Source organism: Bradyrhizobium sp. 41S5 (assembly GCF_011516665.3).
In the GTDB taxonomy this organism is placed as follows: Bacteria; Pseudomonadota; Alphaproteobacteria; order Rhizobiales; family Xanthobacteraceae; genus Bradyrhizobium; species Bradyrhizobium quebecense.
In genome coordinates this window covers 6,017,398-6,038,359 of the sequence record NZ_CP083721.1, presented here as the reverse complement: position 1 = coordinate 6,038,359, position 20,962 = coordinate 6,017,398, and the positions used below count along the sequence as shown (strand labels likewise).

General features: G+C 63.9%; 19 protein-coding genes. 8 read left to right on the top strand and 11 right to left on the bottom strand.

Annotated elements, in window-relative coordinates; genetic code table 11:
- Positions 1-59: 59 nt before the first annotated feature.
- Entirely contained in the window at positions 60-1,115 is a 1,056-nt protein-coding gene (locus HAP47_RS29110) for a YeeE/YedE family protein (RefSeq protein WP_173641637.1), read from the top strand.
- A gap of 244 nt (positions 1,116-1,359) precedes the next feature.
- Here HAP47_RS29110 and HAP47_RS29105 read toward each other — a convergent pair whose 3' ends face one another.
- Complete coding sequence (locus HAP47_RS29105; protein ID WP_173641638.1) at positions 1,360-2,874, bottom strand: DUF1254 domain-containing protein; 1,515 nt, start codon at positions 2,872-2,874, stop codon at positions 1,360-1,362.
- Positions 2,875-2,975: 101 nt separating this feature from the next.
- On the opposite strand from HAP47_RS29105, the gene HAP47_RS29100 reads away from it, so the two are divergent.
- Genes HAP47_RS29100 through HAP47_RS29090 form a run of 3 tightly spaced genes read left to right on the top strand, consistent with a single transcriptional unit; the run spans position 2,976 to position 5,207 of the window.
- Positions 2,976-4,013, top strand: coding sequence for a DUF1254 domain-containing protein (locus tag HAP47_RS29100; RefSeq protein WP_173641639.1), 1,038 nt, complete (start codon positions 2,976-2,978; stop codon positions 4,011-4,013).
- Positions 4,014-4,023: 10 nt separating this feature from the next.
- Positions 4,024-4,269 carry a DUF3302 domain-containing protein gene (locus tag HAP47_RS29095; protein ID WP_173641640.1) on the top strand — a complete coding sequence of 82 codons (246 nt, stop codon included), beginning with the start codon at positions 4,024-4,026 and terminating at the stop codon, positions 4,267-4,269.
- Positions 4,266-5,207, top strand: a complete 942-nt coding sequence (locus tag HAP47_RS29090; RefSeq protein WP_173641641.1) for an HlyD family secretion protein — start codon at positions 4,266-4,268, stop codon at positions 5,205-5,207. Before HAP47_RS29095 ends, HAP47_RS29090 begins: the two co-directional genes overlap by 4 nt.
- Before the next feature lie 488 nt (positions 5,208-5,695).
- Here the strand turns inward: HAP47_RS29090 and HAP47_RS29085 are convergent, their stop codons facing one another.
- Complete coding sequence (locus tag HAP47_RS29085; protein WP_173641642.1) at positions 5,696-6,604, bottom strand: DMT family transporter; 909 nt, start codon at positions 6,602-6,604, stop codon at positions 5,696-5,698.
- An 81-nt stretch (positions 6,605-6,685) separates the two neighbouring features.
- Between HAP47_RS29085 and pdxR the strand changes: the two genes are divergently transcribed.
- Positions 6,686-8,143 carry a MocR-like pyridoxine biosynthesis transcription factor PdxR gene (pdxR, locus tag HAP47_RS29080; protein ID WP_173641643.1) on the top strand — a complete coding sequence of 486 codons (1,458 nt, stop codon included), beginning with the start codon at positions 6,686-6,688 and terminating at the stop codon, positions 8,141-8,143.
- Between the two features lie 208 nt (positions 8,144-8,351).
- Here pdxR and HAP47_RS29075 read toward each other — a convergent pair whose 3' ends face one another.
- From HAP47_RS29075 to HAP47_RS29055, 5 genes are all read right to left on the bottom strand, one after another.
- The gene (locus tag HAP47_RS29075; RefSeq protein ID WP_173641644.1) at positions 8,352-9,572 is read right to left on the bottom strand and encodes a bifunctional alpha/beta hydrolase/OsmC family protein; all 1,221 of its coding nucleotides are present in this window, start codon (positions 9,570-9,572) and stop codon (positions 8,352-8,354) included.
- A gap of 24 nt (positions 9,573-9,596) precedes the next feature.
- Positions 9,597-10,259, bottom strand: a complete 663-nt coding sequence (locus HAP47_RS29070) for a sulfite oxidase-like oxidoreductase (protein WP_173641645.1) — start codon at positions 10,257-10,259, stop codon at positions 9,597-9,599.
- A 13-nt stretch (positions 10,260-10,272) separates the two neighbouring features.
- Positions 10,273-11,595: an MFS transporter gene (locus HAP47_RS29065; RefSeq protein WP_173641646.1), complete on the bottom strand. Its 1,323-nt coding sequence runs from the start codon at positions 11,593-11,595 to the stop codon at positions 10,273-10,275.
- Between the two features lie 85 nt (positions 11,596-11,680).
- Entirely contained in the window at positions 11,681-12,907 is a 1,227-nt protein-coding gene (locus tag HAP47_RS29060) for a cytochrome P450 (RefSeq protein WP_173641647.1), read from the bottom strand.
- 74 nt (positions 12,908-12,981) lie between these two features.
- Positions 12,982-13,188, bottom strand: coding sequence for a ferredoxin (locus HAP47_RS29055; RefSeq protein ID WP_016842874.1), 207 nt, complete (start codon positions 13,186-13,188; stop codon positions 12,982-12,984).
- A 177-nt stretch (positions 13,189-13,365) separates the two neighbouring features.
- Here HAP47_RS29055 and HAP47_RS29050 point away from each other — a divergent pair, with 177 nt between their 5' ends.
- Positions 13,366-13,998 carry a TetR/AcrR family transcriptional regulator gene (locus HAP47_RS29050; protein ID WP_092125037.1) on the top strand — a complete coding sequence of 211 codons (633 nt, stop codon included), beginning with the start codon at positions 13,366-13,368 and terminating at the stop codon, positions 13,996-13,998.
- A 7-nt stretch (positions 13,999-14,005) separates the two neighbouring features.
- Here the strand turns inward: HAP47_RS29050 and HAP47_RS29045 are convergent, their stop codons facing one another.
- A complete protein-coding gene (locus HAP47_RS29045) occupies positions 14,006-15,427 on the bottom strand; it encodes an amidase (RefSeq protein ID WP_173641648.1) in 1,422 nt (473 codons plus the stop codon).
- 88 nt (positions 15,428-15,515) lie between these two features.
- Here HAP47_RS29045 and HAP47_RS29040 point away from each other — a divergent pair, with 88 nt between their 5' ends.
- On the top strand, positions 15,516-16,367 hold the full coding sequence (locus HAP47_RS29040; RefSeq protein WP_173641649.1) for an alpha/beta hydrolase: 852 nt from the start codon (positions 15,516-15,518) through the stop codon (positions 16,365-16,367).
- Positions 16,368-16,508: 141 nt separating this feature from the next.
- On the opposite strand, the gene HAP47_RS29035 is transcribed toward HAP47_RS29040, so the two are convergent.
- Entirely contained in the window at positions 16,509-17,285 is a 777-nt protein-coding gene (locus tag HAP47_RS29035; protein ID WP_173641650.1) for an SDR family oxidoreductase, read from the bottom strand.
- A 170-nt stretch (positions 17,286-17,455) separates the two neighbouring features.
- Between HAP47_RS29035 and HAP47_RS29030 the strand changes: the two genes are divergently transcribed.
- Positions 17,456-18,532 carry a tartrate dehydrogenase gene (locus tag HAP47_RS29030; RefSeq protein WP_173641651.1) on the top strand — a complete coding sequence of 359 codons (1,077 nt, stop codon included), beginning with the start codon at positions 17,456-17,458 and terminating at the stop codon, positions 18,530-18,532.
- Between the two features lie 233 nt (positions 18,533-18,765).
- On the opposite strand, the gene HAP47_RS29025 is transcribed toward HAP47_RS29030, so the two are convergent.
- A complete protein-coding gene (locus HAP47_RS29025; protein WP_173641652.1) occupies positions 18,766-19,677 on the bottom strand; it encodes an NAD(P)-dependent oxidoreductase in 912 nt (303 codons plus the stop codon).
- A gap of 30 nt (positions 19,678-19,707) precedes the next feature.
- Positions 19,708-20,958, bottom strand: coding sequence for a Zn-dependent hydrolase (locus tag HAP47_RS29020; protein WP_173641653.1), 1,251 nt, complete (start codon positions 20,956-20,958; stop codon positions 19,708-19,710).
- Positions 20,959-20,962 lie beyond the last annotated feature (4 nt).

Below are 20,962 nucleotides of genomic sequence, written 5' to 3'. Positions count from 1 at the left end.
GGGCCTTGCGGCGCGCTTTTCGCTTCGCTCGCAATGACGAAGGCAATTGAAGGATTGTCATGGACCCCGCCACGATCGTCATCCTCGCCGCCCTGGTCATCGGCCTGATCTATGGCTCGGTCGGGCTGGTCAGCGGCTTCTGCATGATGAGCGGCCTGCGCGGCTGGTGGGCGGACGGCGATGGCCGGCTGGTGCGCACCTACGCGCTGGCGATGGGGGTTGCGATCGCGGCATCGCAGGTCCTGGCAGCGGCCGGTCTCGTCGATCTCGGCAAGTCGATCTATCTGCAACCGTCGTTCTCGGCGCCGGTGATGTTCCTCGGCGGGCTGTTGTTCGGCTACGGCATGGTGCTGTCGAATGGCTGCGGCTCGCGGGCGCTGGTGCTGCTCGGGCGCGGCAATCTGCGTTCCTTCGTGGTCGTGATCGTGCTCGGCATCTTTGCCGAGATGACACTGAAGGGCCTGATCGCGCCCATGCGGATCGCGATGGTGCAGGCATCGCAGGCCACGGTATCAGCCAATTCGGCGCCGGCGCTATTGGCAAGCATCGGCCTCGGCCCTGTGCCGGCGCGGATGGTGGCGGCCTCGGTGCTATCAGCCGTCCTGATCATCTTCGCCTTTGCTCATGCGCCGTTCCGCAAGTCGCCCGGCCAGATCGCGGCCGGCCTGATTGTCGGCGTGCTGGTGGCGGGCGGCTGGTACTCGACCGGCTATCTCGGTGCCGATGATTTCAATCCGGTGCCGGTGACGTCGCTCACCTTCATCGCGCCGATCGCCGACGCGTTGCAATATGTGATGCTGTCGACCGGCTCGACGCTCAATTTCGGCATCGTCACCGTGTTCGGCGTGTTTGCCGGCAGCGCGGTCACGGCGCTCGCCACCGGGCGCTTCCAGCTCGAAGGCTACCGGTCGCCGCAGCACATGCTGCGCTCGGCAGGCGGCGCCGCGCTGATGGGCGCGGGCGGCGTGATGGCGTTCGGCTGCTCGGTCGGGCAGGGGCTCACCGGACTGTCGACACTGTCGCTGTCATCCTTCATCGCGATCGCCGGCATCATGCTCGGCACCGGCGCCGGCCTGCGCGGCGCGCTGCGGGTCAGGCCGCTTGCGACGGCCTGAAGCTCTTGTTTGAGCATGATCTCCGCGCAAAGCCATTCCGCGTTTGTCGCGACGGAAAGTCGCTTCACGCTTTTCCGAATCATGGTCTAAAGCGTGATGAGATTAGGCCGTGTGCCTATAAACCCGGCGGCGTCATGTGACTGGTGACTACGTCCGCTTTGCTCCTATGGCGACCAGGTTCGTGCGGCAGCGCAGTATGTCGCGATGGGCCATTAAGGGACATCGCTGCACGCTCTTTCCAACATCAATCAACCCGTTCAAAATCTCCCGGCTTCCAAGTTTTATCGAACCAAGGCTCCAGCGGCGCGTATAGGCGCAAGAGAGTGTTCCAACCTTTTCCTGGCATGGTCTGAACCCAATTAGTTTCATGTCCGGCTGGTGGCTTTGGAGCAAACCACACCGTCACGGAGCCATCGGAATTTTTCTTTATGTCCTTCTGGGTACTATCGAGGCCGGCGAGCTTTTGGTCGGTTTCCAGCATCGAACGGGTTTGTCCGTCGTAGACAGTAAACGACCAGAACTGCGCCGCAGGTATTGGAGCGGGCAGCGTGACCTTGTAGGTCTTTCCACCGTCCAGATACTCGCCCTTCGCGTCCCGACCAGCAAACGCATACGCTGACCCGGTTCCCGGCTTTGCGAATGCCATCGCGGGTGTGATGCCCGTCGCATAGTAATGGAATCGCGTCCGAACATCGAGCATGCGCTCTCCATTGTTCAAGAACTCGTAGCTGCCGCCCACGAACCCGTTGCCCCATTCCCGATCTGAATAGAATTTTACTTCCTGATCTCGTGGAGCGAACAATATTGCGCGTGCGGTCGCATTACCAATTGCGACAGCATCAACAAGAATGCTCTTCAACCGAGCATCTGGCGCGAACGGTTTATCTTTCTTGATGCCAATCGCCGCGAACAAGCCAACTATCTCCGGGTCAAAAGCATCTGCCGGTTCGTGTTGGATCACTTCGTTTAGTTCTTCGTAGAAATGGAAGTCGTTGGCGTGGATCGTATTGAATTGCATTCCCGACAGATCGACGAACTTTTGCTGCGGTGGATTGCCGGCAGCGCTTAGCGGATAGATTTTGGCCCTTGCCTTGACGCCGTTTGAGGCGGCGGCCATATCCCCGCCCTCGACGAAGGCGCGGGATAGCAACCAATTGCTGTAGGTAGGGGACTTGATAACAAAATATCCTTGGGATGGCAGATTGCCGCTGTAGCCCGGCGGAACGAATAGATATTTGCCACCCTGTCCCTTGTCGGGGCCGGTCAATCCAACGTCCGTGACCCAGCGGAAATAGGCGTCGTCAACTGGACCCAGAACGCCCGGCGGTACTTCCAGGACCATTGGCCCATCCTTGAGGTCCATGCACGCGCTGACGTAGATCGTGGTGGTGTTCGCGGTCAGAAAGAGCGAACGAGCGTCCATCAGGTCTGCGAAGATACCAATTACCTCGTTGCGCTTCACGCCGATTTGACTGAGACCTTCGCACATCGCGTAAATCGAGGCGGCCGGCATACCAGATAGAAACGCCTCCATTCCGCGAGCGCGGTCCAGGTTGTCGTAGACTTTCTGCGCAGTCTCGGCATCAGGCAGGCCGTCGAAGAATTTGAGAGTGCCGATGCTGGTCTCAACCTTGTCGGGCGTCGTTATGTAGGGCGGGACTTTGGCGGAGTACTTCGGATCCGATTGGCTTTGTGCGTAGGCGGGTATCAAGGTTGCGGCAGTCAGCAACGAAAGGGCCCCAAACAGCAACTTACGCATGTCGTATCCTCATGACTGATGAAGTTCGGATAGCTAGGTCACCATTTTCGAGTATAGTTGTGAGGCTGCCACCTTGAGAAGAATAAAAAGGAACGAGGAAAATGAAAGTCAAATCCGTCGTTCGCGCTGTGATCTTATCGTTCGCTATCAGCATAGGTCATGCACAATCTGCTGAGCAGTCGTCGATGGGCGAGATGCCGGTCACGGTCGATAACTTCATCCGCGCCGAGACTGACTTATATATGGGCAATATCGTCAAAGATGGAGGCTTTGGAAAGCTCATTCACCGCCGCGAACCCGCGTCGATAGATAGCCAGACTGTAGTTCGTCTCAATCGAGACACGCTGTATTCGTCGGGCGTTTTCGATCTAGACGGCGGTCCCGTGACCATTACGCTTCCCGATGCAGGCAAGCGTTTCATGTCGTTGCTGGTCATCAATGAAGATCATTATGCACCGCCAGTGTTCTACGGAGGAGGCTCCCATACCGTCACAAAGGAAAAAATCGGTACACGGTATGTCGTGTTCGCCATTCGCACCCTGGTGAATCCTGCTGACCCAAAAGATGTTAAGCAGGTTCACGCTTTGCAGGACGCGATCAAGGTAAGCCAAAAGAGCATCGGCAAATTTGAGACACCGAAGTGGGATGCCGCAAGCCAGAAGAAGGTTCGCGACGCGCTTCTGGTGCTCGGTTCGACGATACCAGACTTTAAGAGAGCTTTCGGAACGAAGGAGCAGGTTGATCCAGTGCGACACTTGGTCGCGACGGCCGCGGCTTGGGGCGGCAATCCCGACAAGGACGCGACGTATCTCAATATCACACCCGCCCGGAACGATGGAACGACAGTCTACAAGCTCAACGTCAAAGATGTGCCGGTTGACGCGTTCTGGTCGGTCAGCGTGTACAACGAGGCGGGGTACTTCGAAAAGAACTCGTATGATGCCTACACGCTTAACAATCTGACAGCCGAGAAGAGCGGCGACGGTGCCATCGCCATCCAGTTTGGCGGTTGCGATGGCAAAGTGCCGAATTGTTTGCCTGTCACAAAAGGCTGGAATTACACCGTACGGCTCTATCGTCCGCGCCCCGAAATCCTGAATGGCAAGTGGAAATTTCCCGAACCGCAGCCGGTGAGTTAAGGGGACGGCGATGAACGGCCTCGATATCTTCGCCTGGATCGTCCTGATCGTTCTGGCCGCCAGCGCGATCGCCATGTTCTGCATCGCCGGCTGGTTTCCCGGCCATATCGCCAGGACGCGTGGACATCCCTGGGCCGACGCGGTGAGAGCGGCAGGCTGGATCACTTTGATCTGCGGCTTTGCGCTGTGGCCGGTTGCGCTGATCTGGGCCTATGTCGATGTGCCCGCCCCGCGGCAACGGGAGACCGCGCGATGATCGTGGTCCTGCTCAACGTCTATCTCGTCATTCTTTTCCTGCTGGTGAAGCTGAACGTCGTCCGCTTCAATCTGTTCTGGAAGAGTTCGCCGGTCATCGTGCTCCTGCTTTTGCTGGTCGGGTTGTTCATTCCGATGGGATGGGGCGCGCCGCAGGGATCCGCCGTGGTGGTGCGCAACTCCGTGGCGATCGTCCCCGATGTCGCCGGCGAGGTGATCGATGTACCCGTCACGGCCAACGCGCCGCTCAAGGCCGGCGCCATCCTGTTCCGTATCGATCCCGTCCCTTATGACGCGCAGGTCAAGGCGATCCAGGCGCAGTTGAAGCTTTCGGCGACGCGCCTGGCGCAGATGACGCAATTATTCGAACGCGATTCGGGCCGCGGCTTTGACGTCGAGCAGCGACAATCCGAAGTCGATCAGCTCAAGGCGCAGCTTGAAGGCGCGCAGTGGAATCTGGACAAGACCACAATACGTGCGCCGGCCGATGGCTACGTCACCAACCTCGCGCTGCGCAAGGGCGCGCGCGTCGCTAATCTGCCGCTGGCACCGGTGATGGCGTTCATTGATACGTCGAACACCCTGATTGGCGTCGAACTCGCCCAGATCGATGCCCGCTATGTCGCGCCGGGGCAGGATGTTGAGGTCACCTTCAAATATCTTCCCGGCCAGGTATTTACCGGCAGGGTGGAGACCGTGCTGCAGGCGATCGCGACCGGCCAGGTGCAGACCTCCGGTCTGGCCGTTCAGTCGAAGGGCATTGAGGCCGCGCCGTTTGTCGCGCGCGTCAGGCTCGACGATGCCGCGCTTGCGGATCGCCTGCCGGCCGGCAGCACCGGAACGGCTGCAATATTCACGGATCACGTGAAGGCCGCGCATGTGATCCGAAAGGTATTATTGCGCCAGATCGCGATCACGAATTACGTCAATCCGTTTTGACCGCGGTGTGATGCTGACTCGCGTACCATTTCCTAGCCGCGCGTCGTAACCACCAATAATTTCGAGCTGTTACCGATGTGACACGGACTTGCTGCACTGGCTATGGCCTGCTGACCGAAGGTCACGCGATGACCCGTAAATCATAAATCATACGTCGGGCTGGAATACCTGGTTGACGTTCTCAATTTCATCGGCTCCGGCCGACAGCACCGTGACACCGACCAAGCATCTGGTCACGAAATAGCGTTTCTGTCGTTCGGCGCATCGCCAAGTATGGGCGTGCCGCGCCGATAGCGAATGGCAGAAGGTCCGAGATGGGTCATTTTCGACGGTCTTAGCGGAGATTGTCGGCTGGCTGACGTCCGCTTCCACCCTGTAAGCGTCTAATCGGGGCCTGCCCGGAACGGCGTCGAAGGTTCACCTCTCCCCGATGGGAAGAGGTGAAACGAAACCGCCGCAAGCCGATTCAACCAAAAACTCATTCCGCTTCAGGCGCGCGACGGCGCGTCGGCGAGCGAGCTCAGCGCAATCCCGCCGACGATCAGCGCCGCGGCAATCGCCAGCGAAAGATCGATCGGTTCGCCGAGCAGCAGCGCCGCGGTCACGATGCCGACGATCGGCGTCGCGGTGGTGCCGAGCGAGGTCGTCAGCGCCGGCAGGCTCTTGTTGACCATCGACATCGCCCAATAGGCCAGCGCCGTGCCGATGAAGCCGGAATAGAGGAACAGCAGCACGAGGTGCGGCGACCAGGTCACCGTGGGCACGCCCTCGGTGACCAGCGCCGTCGTGGTCAGCACCAGCGTCGCGACCAGCACCTGCCACAGCAACAGCTGCAGCGGCGTCGCGATCCAGCGGTGCGAGCGGATATAGATGATGTTAGCGGCCCAGCAGATCGCGGCGATGATGATCATGCCGGCGCCGGCGATGACATGCAGATTGCTCCAGTCGAGCGATGCCGGGTTGAGGATCACGCAGAGCCCGGCGAGTCCCAACGCGACGCCGACGAGCTTGAGCGCGCCGAGCCGTTCGGTTCGCGCCGCGCCCGCGGCCAGCGCGACCCAGAGCGGCGTGGTGTAGCCGAGCACGACGCCCTTGCTGGCCGGCAGATAGCGCAGGCCGGCGGCGACCAGTGTCGAGAAGAACGTCATGTGCAAGAGCGCGACGCTGAGTACCACCGGGACGTCGGCGATCCGCGGAATGATCAAATTGCCGCTGGCGCGCAGGATCACCAGCAGGGCGATCAGGGCGACCCCGCTGCGGATCGATGCGGTCCACAGCGGCGGTACCGCCTCGACCAGCGATTTCGTCACCGACCAGTTGATGCCCCAGGCCAGCACCACGACGATGAACAAGGCGGCGGCTTTGGCAGGGGAGAGCGATGAGTTCACGGGCGGCATCCTTGCAGGCGATACCGGTTGTGAATAGGATCGCGCTGGCTCTATAGAAAGAGCCAGATTTGTCAGACCGAGAGAGCCAGATTGATCCTCGCCGAATTGCTCGCGCTGAAGCATGCCGATGATGCCGGGCTGACCGCGCAGCTGACGCAGCAGCTGCGTGGGCTGATGGCGGGCGGCCGGATCAGGAGCGGGGCCGTACTGCCGTCGAGCCGCACGCTTGCGGCCGAGCTCGACGTGTCGCGCAACACGGTCACGCACGCCTATGAGCAGCTCGCGGCCGAGGGGTATCTGCGCGTCGCCGCGCGGCGGCGGCCGGTGGTCACCGACGATATCGAGGCGCGCTTCGCAAGGGCCGTGCCGGCCCCGCGGCGCGATGCCGCCCGCAAGCCGCAGCTGTCGCCTTGGGCCTTGCAGCTCTCCGACACGGATTGGCCGCTGTCCTACCAGGCCGATTTCCGGCCGCTTCGTCCCGGGCTTGCGGATGCGCGCGAGTTTCCGCACGAGATCTGGGCGCGCTGCTTGCGCCGCAGCGCGTTGCGCCGTCGCTTCAACGACCAGACTGTCATCAACCGGTCAAGCCTGCGCGAGGCCTTGCGCGACTACCTCGAAATCAGCCGCGGCGTGCGCGCCGAGGCCGATCAGATCCTGATCCTGCCGACGGCGCAGGCGGCGCTGACGCTGATCGCCGCGACCACCATCGTGACTGGTGATGCGGTGTGGACCGAGGATCCCGGCTATCCCGGCGCCGCGGCGGCGTTTCGCGCCGCCGGCGCCGACGTCGTCGGCGTCAGGCTCGATCAATGGGGCATGATGCGGACGCGCGAAGCGCGCGCGCCGAAGCTCATCTTCACGACGCCCTCGCATCAGCATCCGACCGGGCGGGTGATGCCGGTTGCGCGCCGCACCGAGCTGCTCGCGGCGGCCGAGCCCGGCAAGACCTGGATCGTCGAGGACGATTACGACGGCGAGTTTCACTATGACAGTCGCCCGATGCCGGCGCTGCAAGGGCTCGATCGCGAGGGACGCGTGCTCTATCTCGGCACCTTCGCCAAGGCGATGACCGCCGATATCCGCATCGGTTATCTGGTGGTGCCGCCGTCATTGGCTCGGACGATGGAGATCGCGCAGCGCCATCTCGGTCTGGTCGCCTCCGTGCACGTCCAGGACGCGCTGGCCGGCTTCATGGCCGACGGGCATTTCCTGGCGCATGTCAGGCGGATGCGGCGGATCTATCGCGCGCGCCGCGACCACCTCGCGGCGGCGCTGGCAAGGCAGCTCGAGCCGGTGCTCACGGCCGAAGTCCCGCCGGGCGGCATGCAGCTGATCGCGCGTTTCAGGAATGGCGCCGCGGACCAGAGCGCCGTGACGCGGCTGGTCGCGGCCGGGGTGGAGGTGCGCGCGCTGTCGAGCCTCGCACTGGAGCGGCCGCACGACCACGGCCTGTTGCTCGGCTTCGCGGCCTGGCGCGAGAACGAGATCGGCGCCGCGGTCCGCATCATGGCGAACTGTCTGACGGGGCAGCGGCCGGCGCGTGGCTAAGGGGCGCGCTCACGATTTCGGAATATTGGAAGAATATCCCTGAGTTGCCCGACGTGTCAAGCTGCCATGGTGCAGGCACGCGCGGCCGGCACCTTTGCATGGGGTTGTTTTCGATATTTTTCAGCGCGCCCCTGCGACGGCCCGCAAGCGGGAGGCGGATGCAGCCGACATGCGGCTACGGTTCGGCCTGTCTCGCCGCGTCGAGGGCTCAATCCGCTGCCTTGGTGACGATCCGCACCTCCGACGTCAGCGTCTTGTGCACCGGGCACTTGTCGGCGATCTCCATCAGCCGCTTGCGCTGATCGGCGTCGAGGTCGCCCTCGATACTGATCACGCGGTCGATCTGGTCGAGCATGCCGTCGCGCGTCTCGCACTCCTCGCAATCCTTCGCATAAATCTTGTTGTGCTGGAGCGTTACGGTGATGCGATCGACCGGCAGCGACTTGCGGTCGGCATACATTCGCATCGTCATCGAAGTGCAGGCGCCGAGACCCGTGAGCAGGAAATCGTAAGGCCCGGGGCCGGAATCCTGGCCGCCGACGGCAACCGGCTCGTCGGCCAGCATCCGATGCGGACCCGTCGTGACGGTCTGCTGGAATTTGCTGGCACGGGTCTCCTGCACCACGACGTTGCGCGGCGCGCTGCCAGTGTCGGCCACCGGCTGCGGCGCGAGGTCGACGTAGCGCTCGGCCCAGGCGCCGATCACGTCGGCGACATAGGCGGCATCCTGCTTGCCGCTCAGGAGATGATCCGCGCCCGCAAGCGAGACGAAGCTTTTGGGATGCTTGGCCGAGGTGAAGATGTGCGTGGCGTTGTCGATGCCGACGGTGTCGTCGGTCGGCGAGTGCATGACCAGTAGCGCCTTGTGCAGCTGCTTTACCTGCGCCATCAGGTTTTGCTCGGCGACGTCGTCGAGGAATTCGCGCTTGATGCGGAAGGGGCGGCCGGCGAGCGACACTTCGCCTTCACCCTGCGCGCGGATGTCCTCGATGCGGTCCCTGAAAAAGTGCGTGACATGGACGGGATCGGACGGCGCCGCGATGGTAACGACCGCCTTCGCCTCGGGTATCCGGCCAGCTGCCGCGAGGATCGCGGCGCCGCCGAGGCTGTGGCCGATCAGGATCGCGGGCGCCTTGCGCGTCTCGCGCAGATGGTCGGCGGCGCGGACGAGATCGGCGACATTCGACGTGAACGTCGAATTGGCGAAATCGCCCTCGCTGGAGCCGAGGCCGGTGAAGTCGAACCGGAGCGTAGCGATGCCCTTGGCGGCGAGCGCAACCGCGATACGCTTGGCCGCCAGCACGTCCTTGCCGCAGGTGAAGCAGTGCGCGAACAGCGCATAGGCCTTGATCGGGCCGTCCGGCGTATCAAGCGCGGCGGCAAGCTGATGGCCGCCCACACCGGTGAATTGAAAGCGTTCGTGCGGCACGGGCAGGCTCCTTGTGTTGATCTGTCAGTCGCCAGAATAGCGCTGTTCGGCCCAAGGATCACCGCGATTGTGATAGCCGCGCACCTCCCAGAAGCCGGGCGCATCCGCAGGTAAAAATTCGATGCGCTGCAGCCACTTCGCGCTTTTCCAGAAATAGAGATGCGGCACGACCAGCCGCACCGGGCCGCCATGCTCCTGCTCCAGCGGCTTGCCCGACCAGCTATGGGCGAGCAGCGCGTCCTCGGCGGCAAAATCCTCGAGCGCCAGGTTTGTCGTATAGCCGTCATACGAATGCAGCGCGACGAACCGCGCGTCCTCGCGCGGCTGGCAGGCGGCGAGCAGGTCGCGGGTCGAGAGCCCCTCCCACTGATTGTCGTAGCGCGACCAGGTGGTGACGCAGTGGATGTCGGAGACGAATTGGGTCTGCGGCTGCGCCATGAATTGCGTGAAGGTCCAGTAGATCGTCTGCTCGACCGCGCCGTGGACGTCGAGCCGCCAGCGCTCCCGCGTCACGTTCGGCATCAGCCCGAGATCGAGCACCGGCCAGTCCGCCGTCAGATGCTGGCCCGGCGGCAGGCGCTGCGCCTCAGGGCGGGTGATCTTGCCGGTGAGGAATTTGCCCTCGCGCGCCCAGCGCTGCTTGCTGCGCGTCAACTTGCTCTCGGGTGACTCGGCGTCGTCGGTCATCGGCGTTGTGCCATCATTCGTGGCGGTGCATTGCGGAGTCGTGCTTGGTGTCGCGCATGGTCGAATAGATCAGGAGCGACAGGAAGATCATGCCACTGAGATAATAGTAGAACCAGTCCTCGTGCCCGATGCTCTTGAAATAGAGCGCGACCGCAGGCGCCGTGCCGCCGAAGATCGACACCGTGATGGCGTAGGGCAGGCCGACGCCGAGCGCACGGACATTGGTCGGGAACAGCTCGGCTTTCACGATCGCATTGATCGAGGTGTAGCCGGCGACGAAGATCCAGGCGCCGCAGATCAGGAGGAAAGCGATGAAGGGCGACTTGGTCTCCTTCAGGGCGGTCAGGATCGGGATCGTCGCCAGCGTGCCGACGACGCCGAAGAAGATCAAGAGCGGCTTGCGGCCGATACGGTCGGACAGCGCGCCATAGATCGGCTGCAGGAAGGTCGCGAAGATCAGCGAGCCGAAGATCACGAAGGTGGTCTGGTCCTCGGTGAGGCCGACCGACAGCTTCACGAAGGTCTGCATGTAGGTGGTGAAGGTGTAGAACGCCGCGGTGCCGCCGGCGGTGAGGCCGACCACCAGCAGCAGTTCGCGCGGATAGTTCAGGAGACCGACGATCGAGCCGGTCGGCTTGGAGACCTTCTTGGCCTCCTCGAACGCCTCGGTCTCGTGCAGGCCGCGCCGCATCACCGCCGCGAAGATCGCGAGCATGGCGCCGATCACGAACGGAATCCGCCAGCCCCAGGCCTTCAGTTCGTCCGGCGTCAGGAACACCTTCTGCAGCAACAGCAGCACGATGATTGCGGTGAGCTGGCCGCCGATCAGCGTGACGTACTGGAAGCTCGAATAGAAGCCGCGATGCTTGGGATCGGCGACCTCGCTGAGATAGGTGGCGCTGGCGCCGTATTCGCCGCCGAGGCTGAGGCCCTCGATGACGCGGGCGAGCGCCAGGATCGCGGGTGCGGCAATGCCGATGGTGGCATAGGTCGGCGTCACCGCGATGATCAGCGAGCCGAAGCACATGCAGACGACGGACAGCGTCAGCGACAGCCGTCGGCCATAGCGGTCGGCGATGTAGCCGAACAGCCAGCCGCCGAGCGGGCGCATCAGGAAGGTCGCGGCAAACAGCACGGCCGCATTGAGCTGCTGCACCACCGGATCGCTGTTCGGGAAGAACGCCGGCGCGAAATACAGCGCGAACGCGGTGTAGGCGTAGAAATCGTACCACTCGACGAGATTGCCGACCGAGCCGATGAAGATCGCCTTGACCCGCCGCTCGACGTCATGGATGTCGAGACGGTCGCTCGCGGATCGAGCAGTTTGTTCGGACATTGGCAAGCCTCCCCGGATTCTCTGGCGCGATTCCGGGGCAACCTATCTCATTTGCGTGGTGCGGTGTAACTGCTGTCCTGTTGCTTCAGGCGTTCTTGCCGAACAGAACGGGCAGTTGACGCGGGCCGCGCACCGTGCCTTCCGACCAGGTGACCTTGCCGGCCGGGTCGAGGCGGAAATCCGGAATGCGCTTCAGCCATTCCTCGATCGCCACCTGCATCTCCATCCGCGCCAGGTTGGAACCGACGCAGCGGTGGATGCCGAGGCCGAAGGCGGCGTGACGGTTCTCCTTGCGGTCGATCACGACCTTGTCCGCGTCGGGGAACATCGCGGGGTCGCGGTTGGCCGCGGGGAAGGACAGCAGCACCATGTTGCCCGCCTTGACCGGGCAGCCGGAGATCGTGGTCTCCTTCATCACCTCGCGCGCCATCGTCACCGGCGAATAGGCGCGCAGGAATTCCTCGATCGCGGTCGGGATCAGCGTCGGCTCCGCGACCAGGCGTTCACGATCGGCAGGCGTCTTGGCGAGGTGCCAGAGCGAGGAGCCGAGCGCGCTCCAGGTGGTGTCGATGCCGGCGATCAGGAGCAGCCGCAGCGAGCCGAGCACGTGCTCGTCGGTCAGCGGCTGGCCGCCGGGGCCCTTGGCCCGCAGCAACTGCGAGATCAGATCGTCGCCCGGCTCAAGCTTGCGCTGCTCGAGATGGGCCATGAAGTAGCCGGTCATCTCGCGCACGCCGTTCATCAGCTCGTCTTCGTTCCTGATGCCGAGCTCGAGGATCTGGTGGATCCACTTGATGAAGAGGTCGCCGTCCTTCTCGGGAATTCCCAGCATGTGGGCGATGGCGCGCACCGGGATGTGCTTGGTGTAGCGCGCCGCGGCGTCGCAACGGCCGTCGGCGATGAATTCGTCGATCAGCTCGTTGCAGATCGCGCGCACCCGCGGCTCCAGCCGCTTCATCGCGTCCGGCGTGAACGGCGGCAGCAGCACCTGCTTGGCGGGCTTGTGCTCCGGCGGATCGGAGGTGATCGGTGGCGCGCGGGCCGAGATCTCCGGGCGGACGTCGCGCACGATGACGCGGCGCGAGGAGAAGTGCTCGGTGTCGTAGGCGATCTCCTTCACCGCCTGATAGGTGGTCGGCATGTAGCAGCCGAGGAAGCGCTCGGTATGGACGACCGGCGAGGCCGCGCGCAGCGTCTCCCAGATCGGGAACGGGTCGTCGGTCCAGACCGGATCGGTATGGTCGAAATCATGGACCCAGTCGGTGACCGGGGGATGTGCGGGCAGATAGCTTGCGGACGGGGAATCGGACATCGGCTCGTTTCCTTCTCGTTCGATCAAACGCAGTTCGGCACAGCGGGCGGCGCGCGGCCGTCCCTTGGCCGGCGCTATTCCTCGGTGACTTCGATCGCGATTTCCGGGCAGTTGGTTTGCGCGAGCCAGGCCTTGTCCTCAAGCCCGGCCGGAACGGTCCCGTCGCCAACTTCATGGGCGTTGCCGTATTCGTCGAGCTCGAAAAGTTCAGGGGCGAGCGATTTGCAGCGGGCGTGACCCTGGCACTTGTCCTGGTCGACGCGGATTCTGAGCTTGGACATGCAAGCACTCTCCCTCGGCTCTGGCGCACAGGTGGGCGCGCCGGGTTTCCTCATTTTAGTTTATGCAAGTTCCAGCTTGCTTAGGCGGCCGGCCTCTTAACCGGATCGCCAAGTTATAGCATATTACATTATCGTCGTGCTTGCGCGTCAAGCGAAAATTCAGCGATCATTGCCGCAATGGGACAAATCGTTCGTAAGCCGTTGAAAACCTACCACCATGGCGACCTCCGCGAAGCCCTGATTCAGGCGGCGTTGCGCGAGGTCGAGCTCGGTGGCCCCGAAGCGATCAGCATCAAGGCGCTGGCCAGGCAGCTCGGCGTCTCGCAGCCGGCGCCGTACCGGCATTTCGCCGACCGCGAGGCGTTACTGGAGGCGGTGACCGCGGAAGCATTCCGGCAGTTCAATGTGATCATGCGCGAGGCGATCGAGCAGCCCGGCAAGGGCTCGAAACTGTCGCGCTTCGCGCAGGCTGCGCTGGCCTTCGGGCTCGAGCGCCACGGCATCTACCGGTTGATGTTCGCGTCCAGAACCATGGCCTGCGCGCCCGTCGGCAGCGAGTTGCACGTCGCGGCGATGGAAACGCTGGCGCTGCTGATCGAGTCGTTCGAGGCGCCGGCCGTCGGGCTGTTGCGCGAACGGCAGGCGCTGAAGATCTGGGCCGGGCTGCACGGCATCGTGATGCTCGCCGAACAGGGCCTGCTCACCGGCGAGGTCGGCCAGATCAGCCGCGAGGAACTGATGGACGAGATCGTCGAGCAGACCAAGCTCGCACTCACCGTCGCGCTGCATGCGACGGAAGAGAAGGCGTAGGACGCCTTTACCTCGGCGACCGCGGGTCGATCGGGGTGGTACCGCGCACGCCGAGAATGTCCTCCAGCACTTTCGCACCGGCCAGAAGCTGCGCCTCGGCGCGGGGTTTGGCCACCATCTGCAGGCCGACCGGCAGGCCCGACGCGGTGAAGCCGCAGGGCAGCGACAACGCCGGGCAGCAGGCCAGCGTGATTGCATAGACGATGCCGAGCCATTCGACGTAATTGTCGAACTTCTTGCCGTCGCATTCGGCGACATAGCGATTTTCGACCGGGAATGGCGGCACGATGGTCGCGGGCGCCAGCAGCAAATCGTATCTCTCGAAGAATTCGAGCGCGCGCGCGGTCATCGCGACGCGCTGCGCCTCGGCGCGCTCGAGCTTCTCGACGGTGAGCTTCAGCCCTTCCTCGATGTTCCAGATCACTTCGGGCTTGAGCAGGTCGCGCTTGGTGCGCAGCAATTCGGCCTTGCTGATCGCGAAATCGAATGCGCGCAGCACGTGGAAGCATTCATGGGCCTCGCGGAAGTCGGGATGCGCCTCCTCGACGATCGCGCCGGCCTCCGCGAAACGCTCCGCCGCCTTGCGGGTCACGGCCTTGACCTCGGGATCAACAGGCGTGATGCCGAGATCGGGCGAGTAGGCGATGCGCTTCGGCTTCTGGTTCGAGCGCGCCGCGGACAGGAACGATGTCGGCAGCACCGGAAGCGACAGCGGATCGGCAGCATGCTCGCCGCTCATCGCGTCGAGCAGCAGCGCGAGGTCCTCGACATTGCGCGCCATCGGTCCCTGCTGGCCGAGTGTGCGGTCGACACTGAATTTCGGCGTCTGCGCGACGCGGCCGATCGACGGCCGGAGGCCTACGACGCCGCAGAAGCTCGCCGGGTTGCGCAAGCTGCCGCCCATGTCGGAGCCGTGGGCGAGCCACGCGGTGCCGCTGGCGAGTGCCGCCGCGGCGCCGCCGGAGGAGCCGGCAGCCGAGCGCGATGTGTCCCAGGGATTGCGCGTCGGGCCGAACACCTCGTTGAAGGTGTTGGCGCCGGCGCCGAATTCCGGCGTGTTCGACTTGGCGTAGATCACGCCGCCGTTCTGTTCGAGGCGCTCGACCAGGATGTCCGACTTCGCCGGGACATTGTCCTTGAAGATCGGCGAGCCCAGCGTGGTCAGCACGCCGGAGACGGCCGTGAGGTCCTTGATCGGGACCGGAAGGCCCGCAAGCAAGCCGCGTTCGCTGGCCGGCTTCTGCATCAGGGCCTTGGCGTGGGTGCGGGCGCGGTCGAAGCAGAGTGTCGGCAGCGCGTTGACCTTGCCGTCAACCTCGGCGATGCGCCTTTCCAGCACATCGAGCAGGTCGAGCGGCGTGACGTCTCCGGCTTTCAGTTTCTCGACGACGGCACACGCCGTTTCCTTCACCAAGCCCTGATCAGCCATGCGCCGTTGCTCCTATGTCTTCCGTTTGCTTGTGCTGTAGAACATTTCCTGCCGTCGTGGCAATGCGACGAGAACCGAAGAGGCAGTGATGGCAGCGTTGTTTTCCGCGCTGGACTGGCGCGCGATGAGCCAGCATGAGCGGGACCTCGGCTTGAACAATGGCGTTGCCGTCAAGGGCAGCGCCGAGATCGCCGCCGGCTGGGAGCAGCGCTCCGCGGCGATGCGGCAGAAGCATCCCGAGCATCTCGACCTCCGATACGGCCCGCGTGAACGCAACCGGATCGATTTCCTGAAGGCGCGCGACGGCGCGCCGACGCTTTTGTTCGTCCACGGCGGCTATTGGCAGACCCGCGCCAAGGAGGTGTTCACGATCTTTGCCGAGGGACCGATGGCGCACGGCTTCAATGTGGCGCTGATCGGCTACACGCTGGCGCCGGATGCGACGCTCGACGACATCGTCGCCGAGATTCACGCAGGCATCGATTTTCTGGCCGGGCAGTTGCCCGCGCTCGGCGCCGCTGTCGAAGGCATCGTCGTATCGGGCTGGTCGGCCGGCGGCCATTTGACATCGATGGCGTTGTCGAACGCCCATGTGCGGGCCGGCATGGCGATCTCGGGCATCTATGACCTCGAGCCGATCAGGCACTCCTATCTCGACGAGAAGCTCAAGCTCGACGAAACCGCCTCACGGCGCAATTCGCCCATGATGCAGCAAGGCGGCACGGCAAAACCGCTGTCGCTGGTGGTCGGCAGCGCCGAACTGCCGCTGCTGCGCAAGCAGACCGCCGATTTCGCCGGCCATCGTGCCCGCTACGGCTTGCCAGTGACCTATGAGGAGATCGCCGGCGCCGACCACTTCTCGATCATGAACCAGATGCTGGCGCCGCAGGGGCGCATCACCACGCTGATCCGGCAGTTGTTTGAGCGGACGGCGGCGTAACTCGTCATTGCGAGGAGCGAAGCGACGAAGCAAAATCCATGCGCTCCGCATATGCCGATGCATGGATTGCTTCGCGGAGCCTGTCATCCGGCGGCGCTTCGCGCCGACCGGGTGGCTCGCAATGACGGGGAGCGAGCGTACCTAACCCCATCCCGACGTCAGCCCGCCATCCACCGTGTAGATCACGCCCGACGTATAGCCTGCACGATCGGAGGCCAGGAACGCCATCAGGTCGCCGATCTCGCGCGCATGCGCGGGGCGGCCGAGCGGCAGGCCCTTCTGGAATTCCGTGTAGCGGCTCTCGTCGCCGAATTGGTTCTTGGCGCGGGTCTTGAGCAGAGTGACGTGGCGGTCGGTGCCGACCGGGCCGGGGTTGATGCCGACGACCCGGATGTTGTCGGCGAGGCTCTTGCCGCCGAGCGCGCGGGTGAACGACATCAGCGCCGCATTGCCGGCGCTGCCGCAGATGTAATTGGCGTCGAACTTCTCGCCGGCCGCGCCGATGTCGTTGACGATCACACCACCGCCGCGAGCCTTCATCTGGGCATAGACCGCGCGCGTCAAATTGACATAGCCGAACACCTTGAGCTCCCAGGCATGCCGCCAGGTGGCTTCGTCGATCTTGTCGATCGAGCCGCCCGGGATGTCGCCGGCATTGTTGACCAGGATGTCGATGTCGGCCGCCTCTTTTGCCAACCGCGCCAGATCTTCGGATTTGCGCAGGTCGACGACGCTGATCGCGGCATCGATCTGGTGCGCGGAGCGGAGACGTTCGGCCAGCGCCTTCAATTGCTCGCCGTTGCGGGCGGCGAGCAGCAGATTGGCGCCTTCCTCGGCAAAGGCTTCGGCGGCGGCCGCGCCAATACCCTTGGAGGCGCCGGTGATCAGGACACGCTTGCCGCGCAGATGGAGATCCATGGGATGTCTCGCTTTGGTATGAGGAGTGGGATGTCCGAGAAATTGGTGGGGCAGGGTCGCGCCGCGGTCAACACTGCACTGCAGCGTTGCGCTCGCGCGAAGTTTGGTTCATTGCAGGACCATCAGGATAGGCGGCATTGCGGGCCGGGCAAATCACAAGGGTGTTCTCGATGAGCAGCAAAAAGCAGTATCGGATTGCGGTCATTCCCGGCGACGGCATCGGCAAGGAAGTGATGCCGGAGGGCCTGCGCGTCATCGAGGCGGCGGCGAAGAAGCACGGCGTCGACGTGAAGTTCGATCATTTCGACTTCGCCTCCTACGACTATTATGAGAAGCACGGCGAGATGATGCCGGCCGACTGGAAGGACAAGATCGGCAAGCATGACGCGACCTACTTTGGTGCGGTCGGCTGGCCGGCCAAGATCCCGGATCACATCTCGTTGTGGGGTTCGCTCATCAAATTCCGCCGCGAGTTCGACCAGTACGTCAATCTGCGCCCGGTGCGGCTGATGCCCGGGGTGCCGTCGCCGCTGGCAGGCCGCAAGCCCGGCGATATCGATTTCTGGGTGGTGCGCGAGAACACCGAAGGTGAATACTCCTCGGTCGGCGGCCGTATGTTCCCGGACACCGACCGCGAATTCGTCACGCAGCAGACGGTGATGACCCGCATTGGCGTCGACCGCATCCTGAAATTCGCATTCGATCTCGCGCAGTCGCGGCCGAAGAAGCATCTGACCTCGGCGACCAAGTCGAACGGCATCTCCATCACCATGCCCTACTGGGACGAGCGCGTGGAGGCGATGGCCAAGAAGTATCCCGGCGTGAAGTGGGACAAGTACCACATCGACATTCTCACCGCGAACTTCGTGCTGCATCCGGACTGGTTCGACGTCGTGGTCGGCTCCAATCTGTTCGGGGATATCCTCTCCGACCTTGGTCCGGCCTGCACCGGCACCATCGGCATCGCGCCGTCGGGCAACATCAATCCGGAAGGCGATTTCCCCTCGGTGTTCGAGCCGGTACATGGCTCGGCGCCTGACATCGCCGGGCAGGGCATCGCCAATCCGATCGGCATGATCTGGTCGGGCGCGATGATGCTGGAGCACCTCGGCGAGAAGCAGGCAGCCAGCGCCATCGTTGGTGCGATCGAGCGCACGCTCGGCGAACGCACGCTGCGCACCCGCGACCTCGGCGGCAATGCCGACACGACGGCCTGCGGCAAGGCGGTGGCGGAGATGGTGGATTAGGCTGCGCTGTCACCCTCTTCCCTTGTGGGAGAGGGTGGCTCGTCGCCTAACCCCGTGCTGTCGTCCCTGCGGAAGCAGGGACCCCTAACCACAGGGTCTTGTTGTTGGGGCTCGCTGTGCCCCCAGCCTTCGTGACAATGTGGAGCGGTGATTATGGGGCCCGGCTCGCGCGGAGCCTGTCATCGGGCGGCGCTTTGCGCCGACCCGTTGGCTTGGCCGGGACGACGGTGAGATTACCCCTTCACGATCCGCCGGCAATGCTCCCATGCCGCGTGGATCAGGTTCTCGCTTGCCTCGGGCGTGCGGAAGGCGGAGTGCGCCGACAGCGTCACGTTCGGGATCCTGGTCAGCGGATGGTCCTTCGGCAGCGGCTCGATGTTGTAGACGTCGAGGCCGGCGTGGCGGATGTGGCCGGAGTTGAGCGCATCGATCATCGCCTGCTCGTCGACGATCGCGCCGCGCGCGGTGTTGATCAGCACCACGCCCTTTTTCATCTTGGCCATCTTGTCACGCGTGATCAGGCCGCGGGTCTCGTCGTTCAATAGCAGATGGATCGAGACCACGTCGCTGTTCGCCAGCACGGTGTCGAGTTCGGTGAATTCGACGCCCGGATGGCTCTTCGGCGACCGGTTCCAGGCGATCACCTTCATGCCGCTGCCGAGCGCGATGCGGGCGACCTCGGCGGCGATTCCGCCGAAGCCGACCAGGCCAAGCGTCTTGCCGGTGAGCTGCATGCCGTCTTCGCGCAGCCAGTTGCCGGCGCGCATCTCGCGGTCCATCTGCGCGATCACCCGCGCCGACGACCACATCAGCGCGATCGCGGACTCCGCGACCGCGGTGTCGCCATAGCCCTTGATCAGATGCACGGAGATGCCGAGCTCGGCGAGCTCTTCCGGATTCATGTAGCTGCGCGCGCCGGTGCCGAGGAACACGACATGCTTCAGGCCGGCGCATTTCCTTGCGACGTCGGTCGGCAACGCGGTGTGATCGACGACCGCGATCTCGGCGCCGTCGAGCACCGCCGGATAGTCCTCGGACTTGATGTCGGGGTTGCGGTTGATCCGCATCTTGGGATCGCCTGACTTCTCCAATCGCTCCGTGATGACAGCGAGCGATTCATTGGCGTCGACAAACACTGCGCGCACGAGAGCCTCCATCGAAGGATGATGTGATGATCAGGATGCAACGCCGGCGAGCGCCAGCACCGTATGCATCAGGACGTTGGCGCCGGCGGCGCAATCGGTCTGCGTGGCGTCTTCCAGCTCGTTATGGCTGATGCCGTCCTTGCAGGGCACGAACACCATCGCGGCCGGCATCACCGTGTTGAGGTTGCAGGCGTCGTGGCCGGCGCCGGAGGTGATGCGGCGATGCGAATAGCCGAGCTGTTGAGCCGCCTTCTCGACCGCGTCGACGAGCTTCGGGTCGAAATGCGTTGGCGCCTTGCGCCAGACCAGGTCGAGCTGGACCTCGACCTTGCGCCGCGCGGCGATCTCGGTGACGGCTGCACGCAGGTCGCGATCCAGCGCGTCCATGATCGCGGCGTCGGCGCTGCGGCAATCCACCGTGAAGGCGATCTCGCCAGGGATGACGTTGCGCGAGGGCGCAGCGATCACGGCCTCGCCGATGGTGCCGACCGCCTTCGGGCCGCGTTTCTTCGCAATGCTTTCCATCGCCAGCACGATCTCCGACAACGTTGCCAGCGCATCGCGGCGCAGCGGCATCGGAGTGGATCCCGCGTGACTCTCGAAGCCCGTGATCTTGCCGTCGTACCACAACACGCCCTGGCCGGAATCGACCACACCGATGGTCTTGCCCTCGGCCTCCAGGATCGGGCCCTGCTCGATATGCAGCTCGACGAAGCTGGTGAACTTCTGGCGACCGACCGGGGCATCGCCGCGATAGCCGATCGAGTCCAGCGCCTGCGCTACCGTGACGCCCTCGGCATCCTTGCGGGACAGAATGTCGTCGGTGGTGAAGTCGCCGACATAAGCGGCCGAGGCCATCATCGCCGGCGCGAAGCGCGAGCCTTCTTCGTTGGTCCAGTTGCAGATGCAGATCGGCAACTCGGTCTCGATGCCGGCATCGTTGAGCGTGCGCACCATTTCGAGGGCGGCCAGTGTGCCGAGGATGCCATCATATTTGCCGCCGGTCGGCTGGGTGTCGAGATGCGAGCCGACGCCGATCGGCGGCTTCGACATGTCCCGTCCTTTCCGCAAGCCGAACATCGAGCCGAGCGCATCGACCTGCACCTCGAGGCCGGCGCTCTCGCACGCCTTGCGGAACCAGTCGCGCACCTGCTTGTCCTCGGCGCTGAGGGTCAGCCGCCGCACGCCGCCCTTTGGCGTTGCACCGAACTGCGCGGTTTCGTGGATGGTGCCCCAGAGGCGGGCGGAATCGATCTGCAGGTTGGTGGCGGCTCGGCTCATTGCG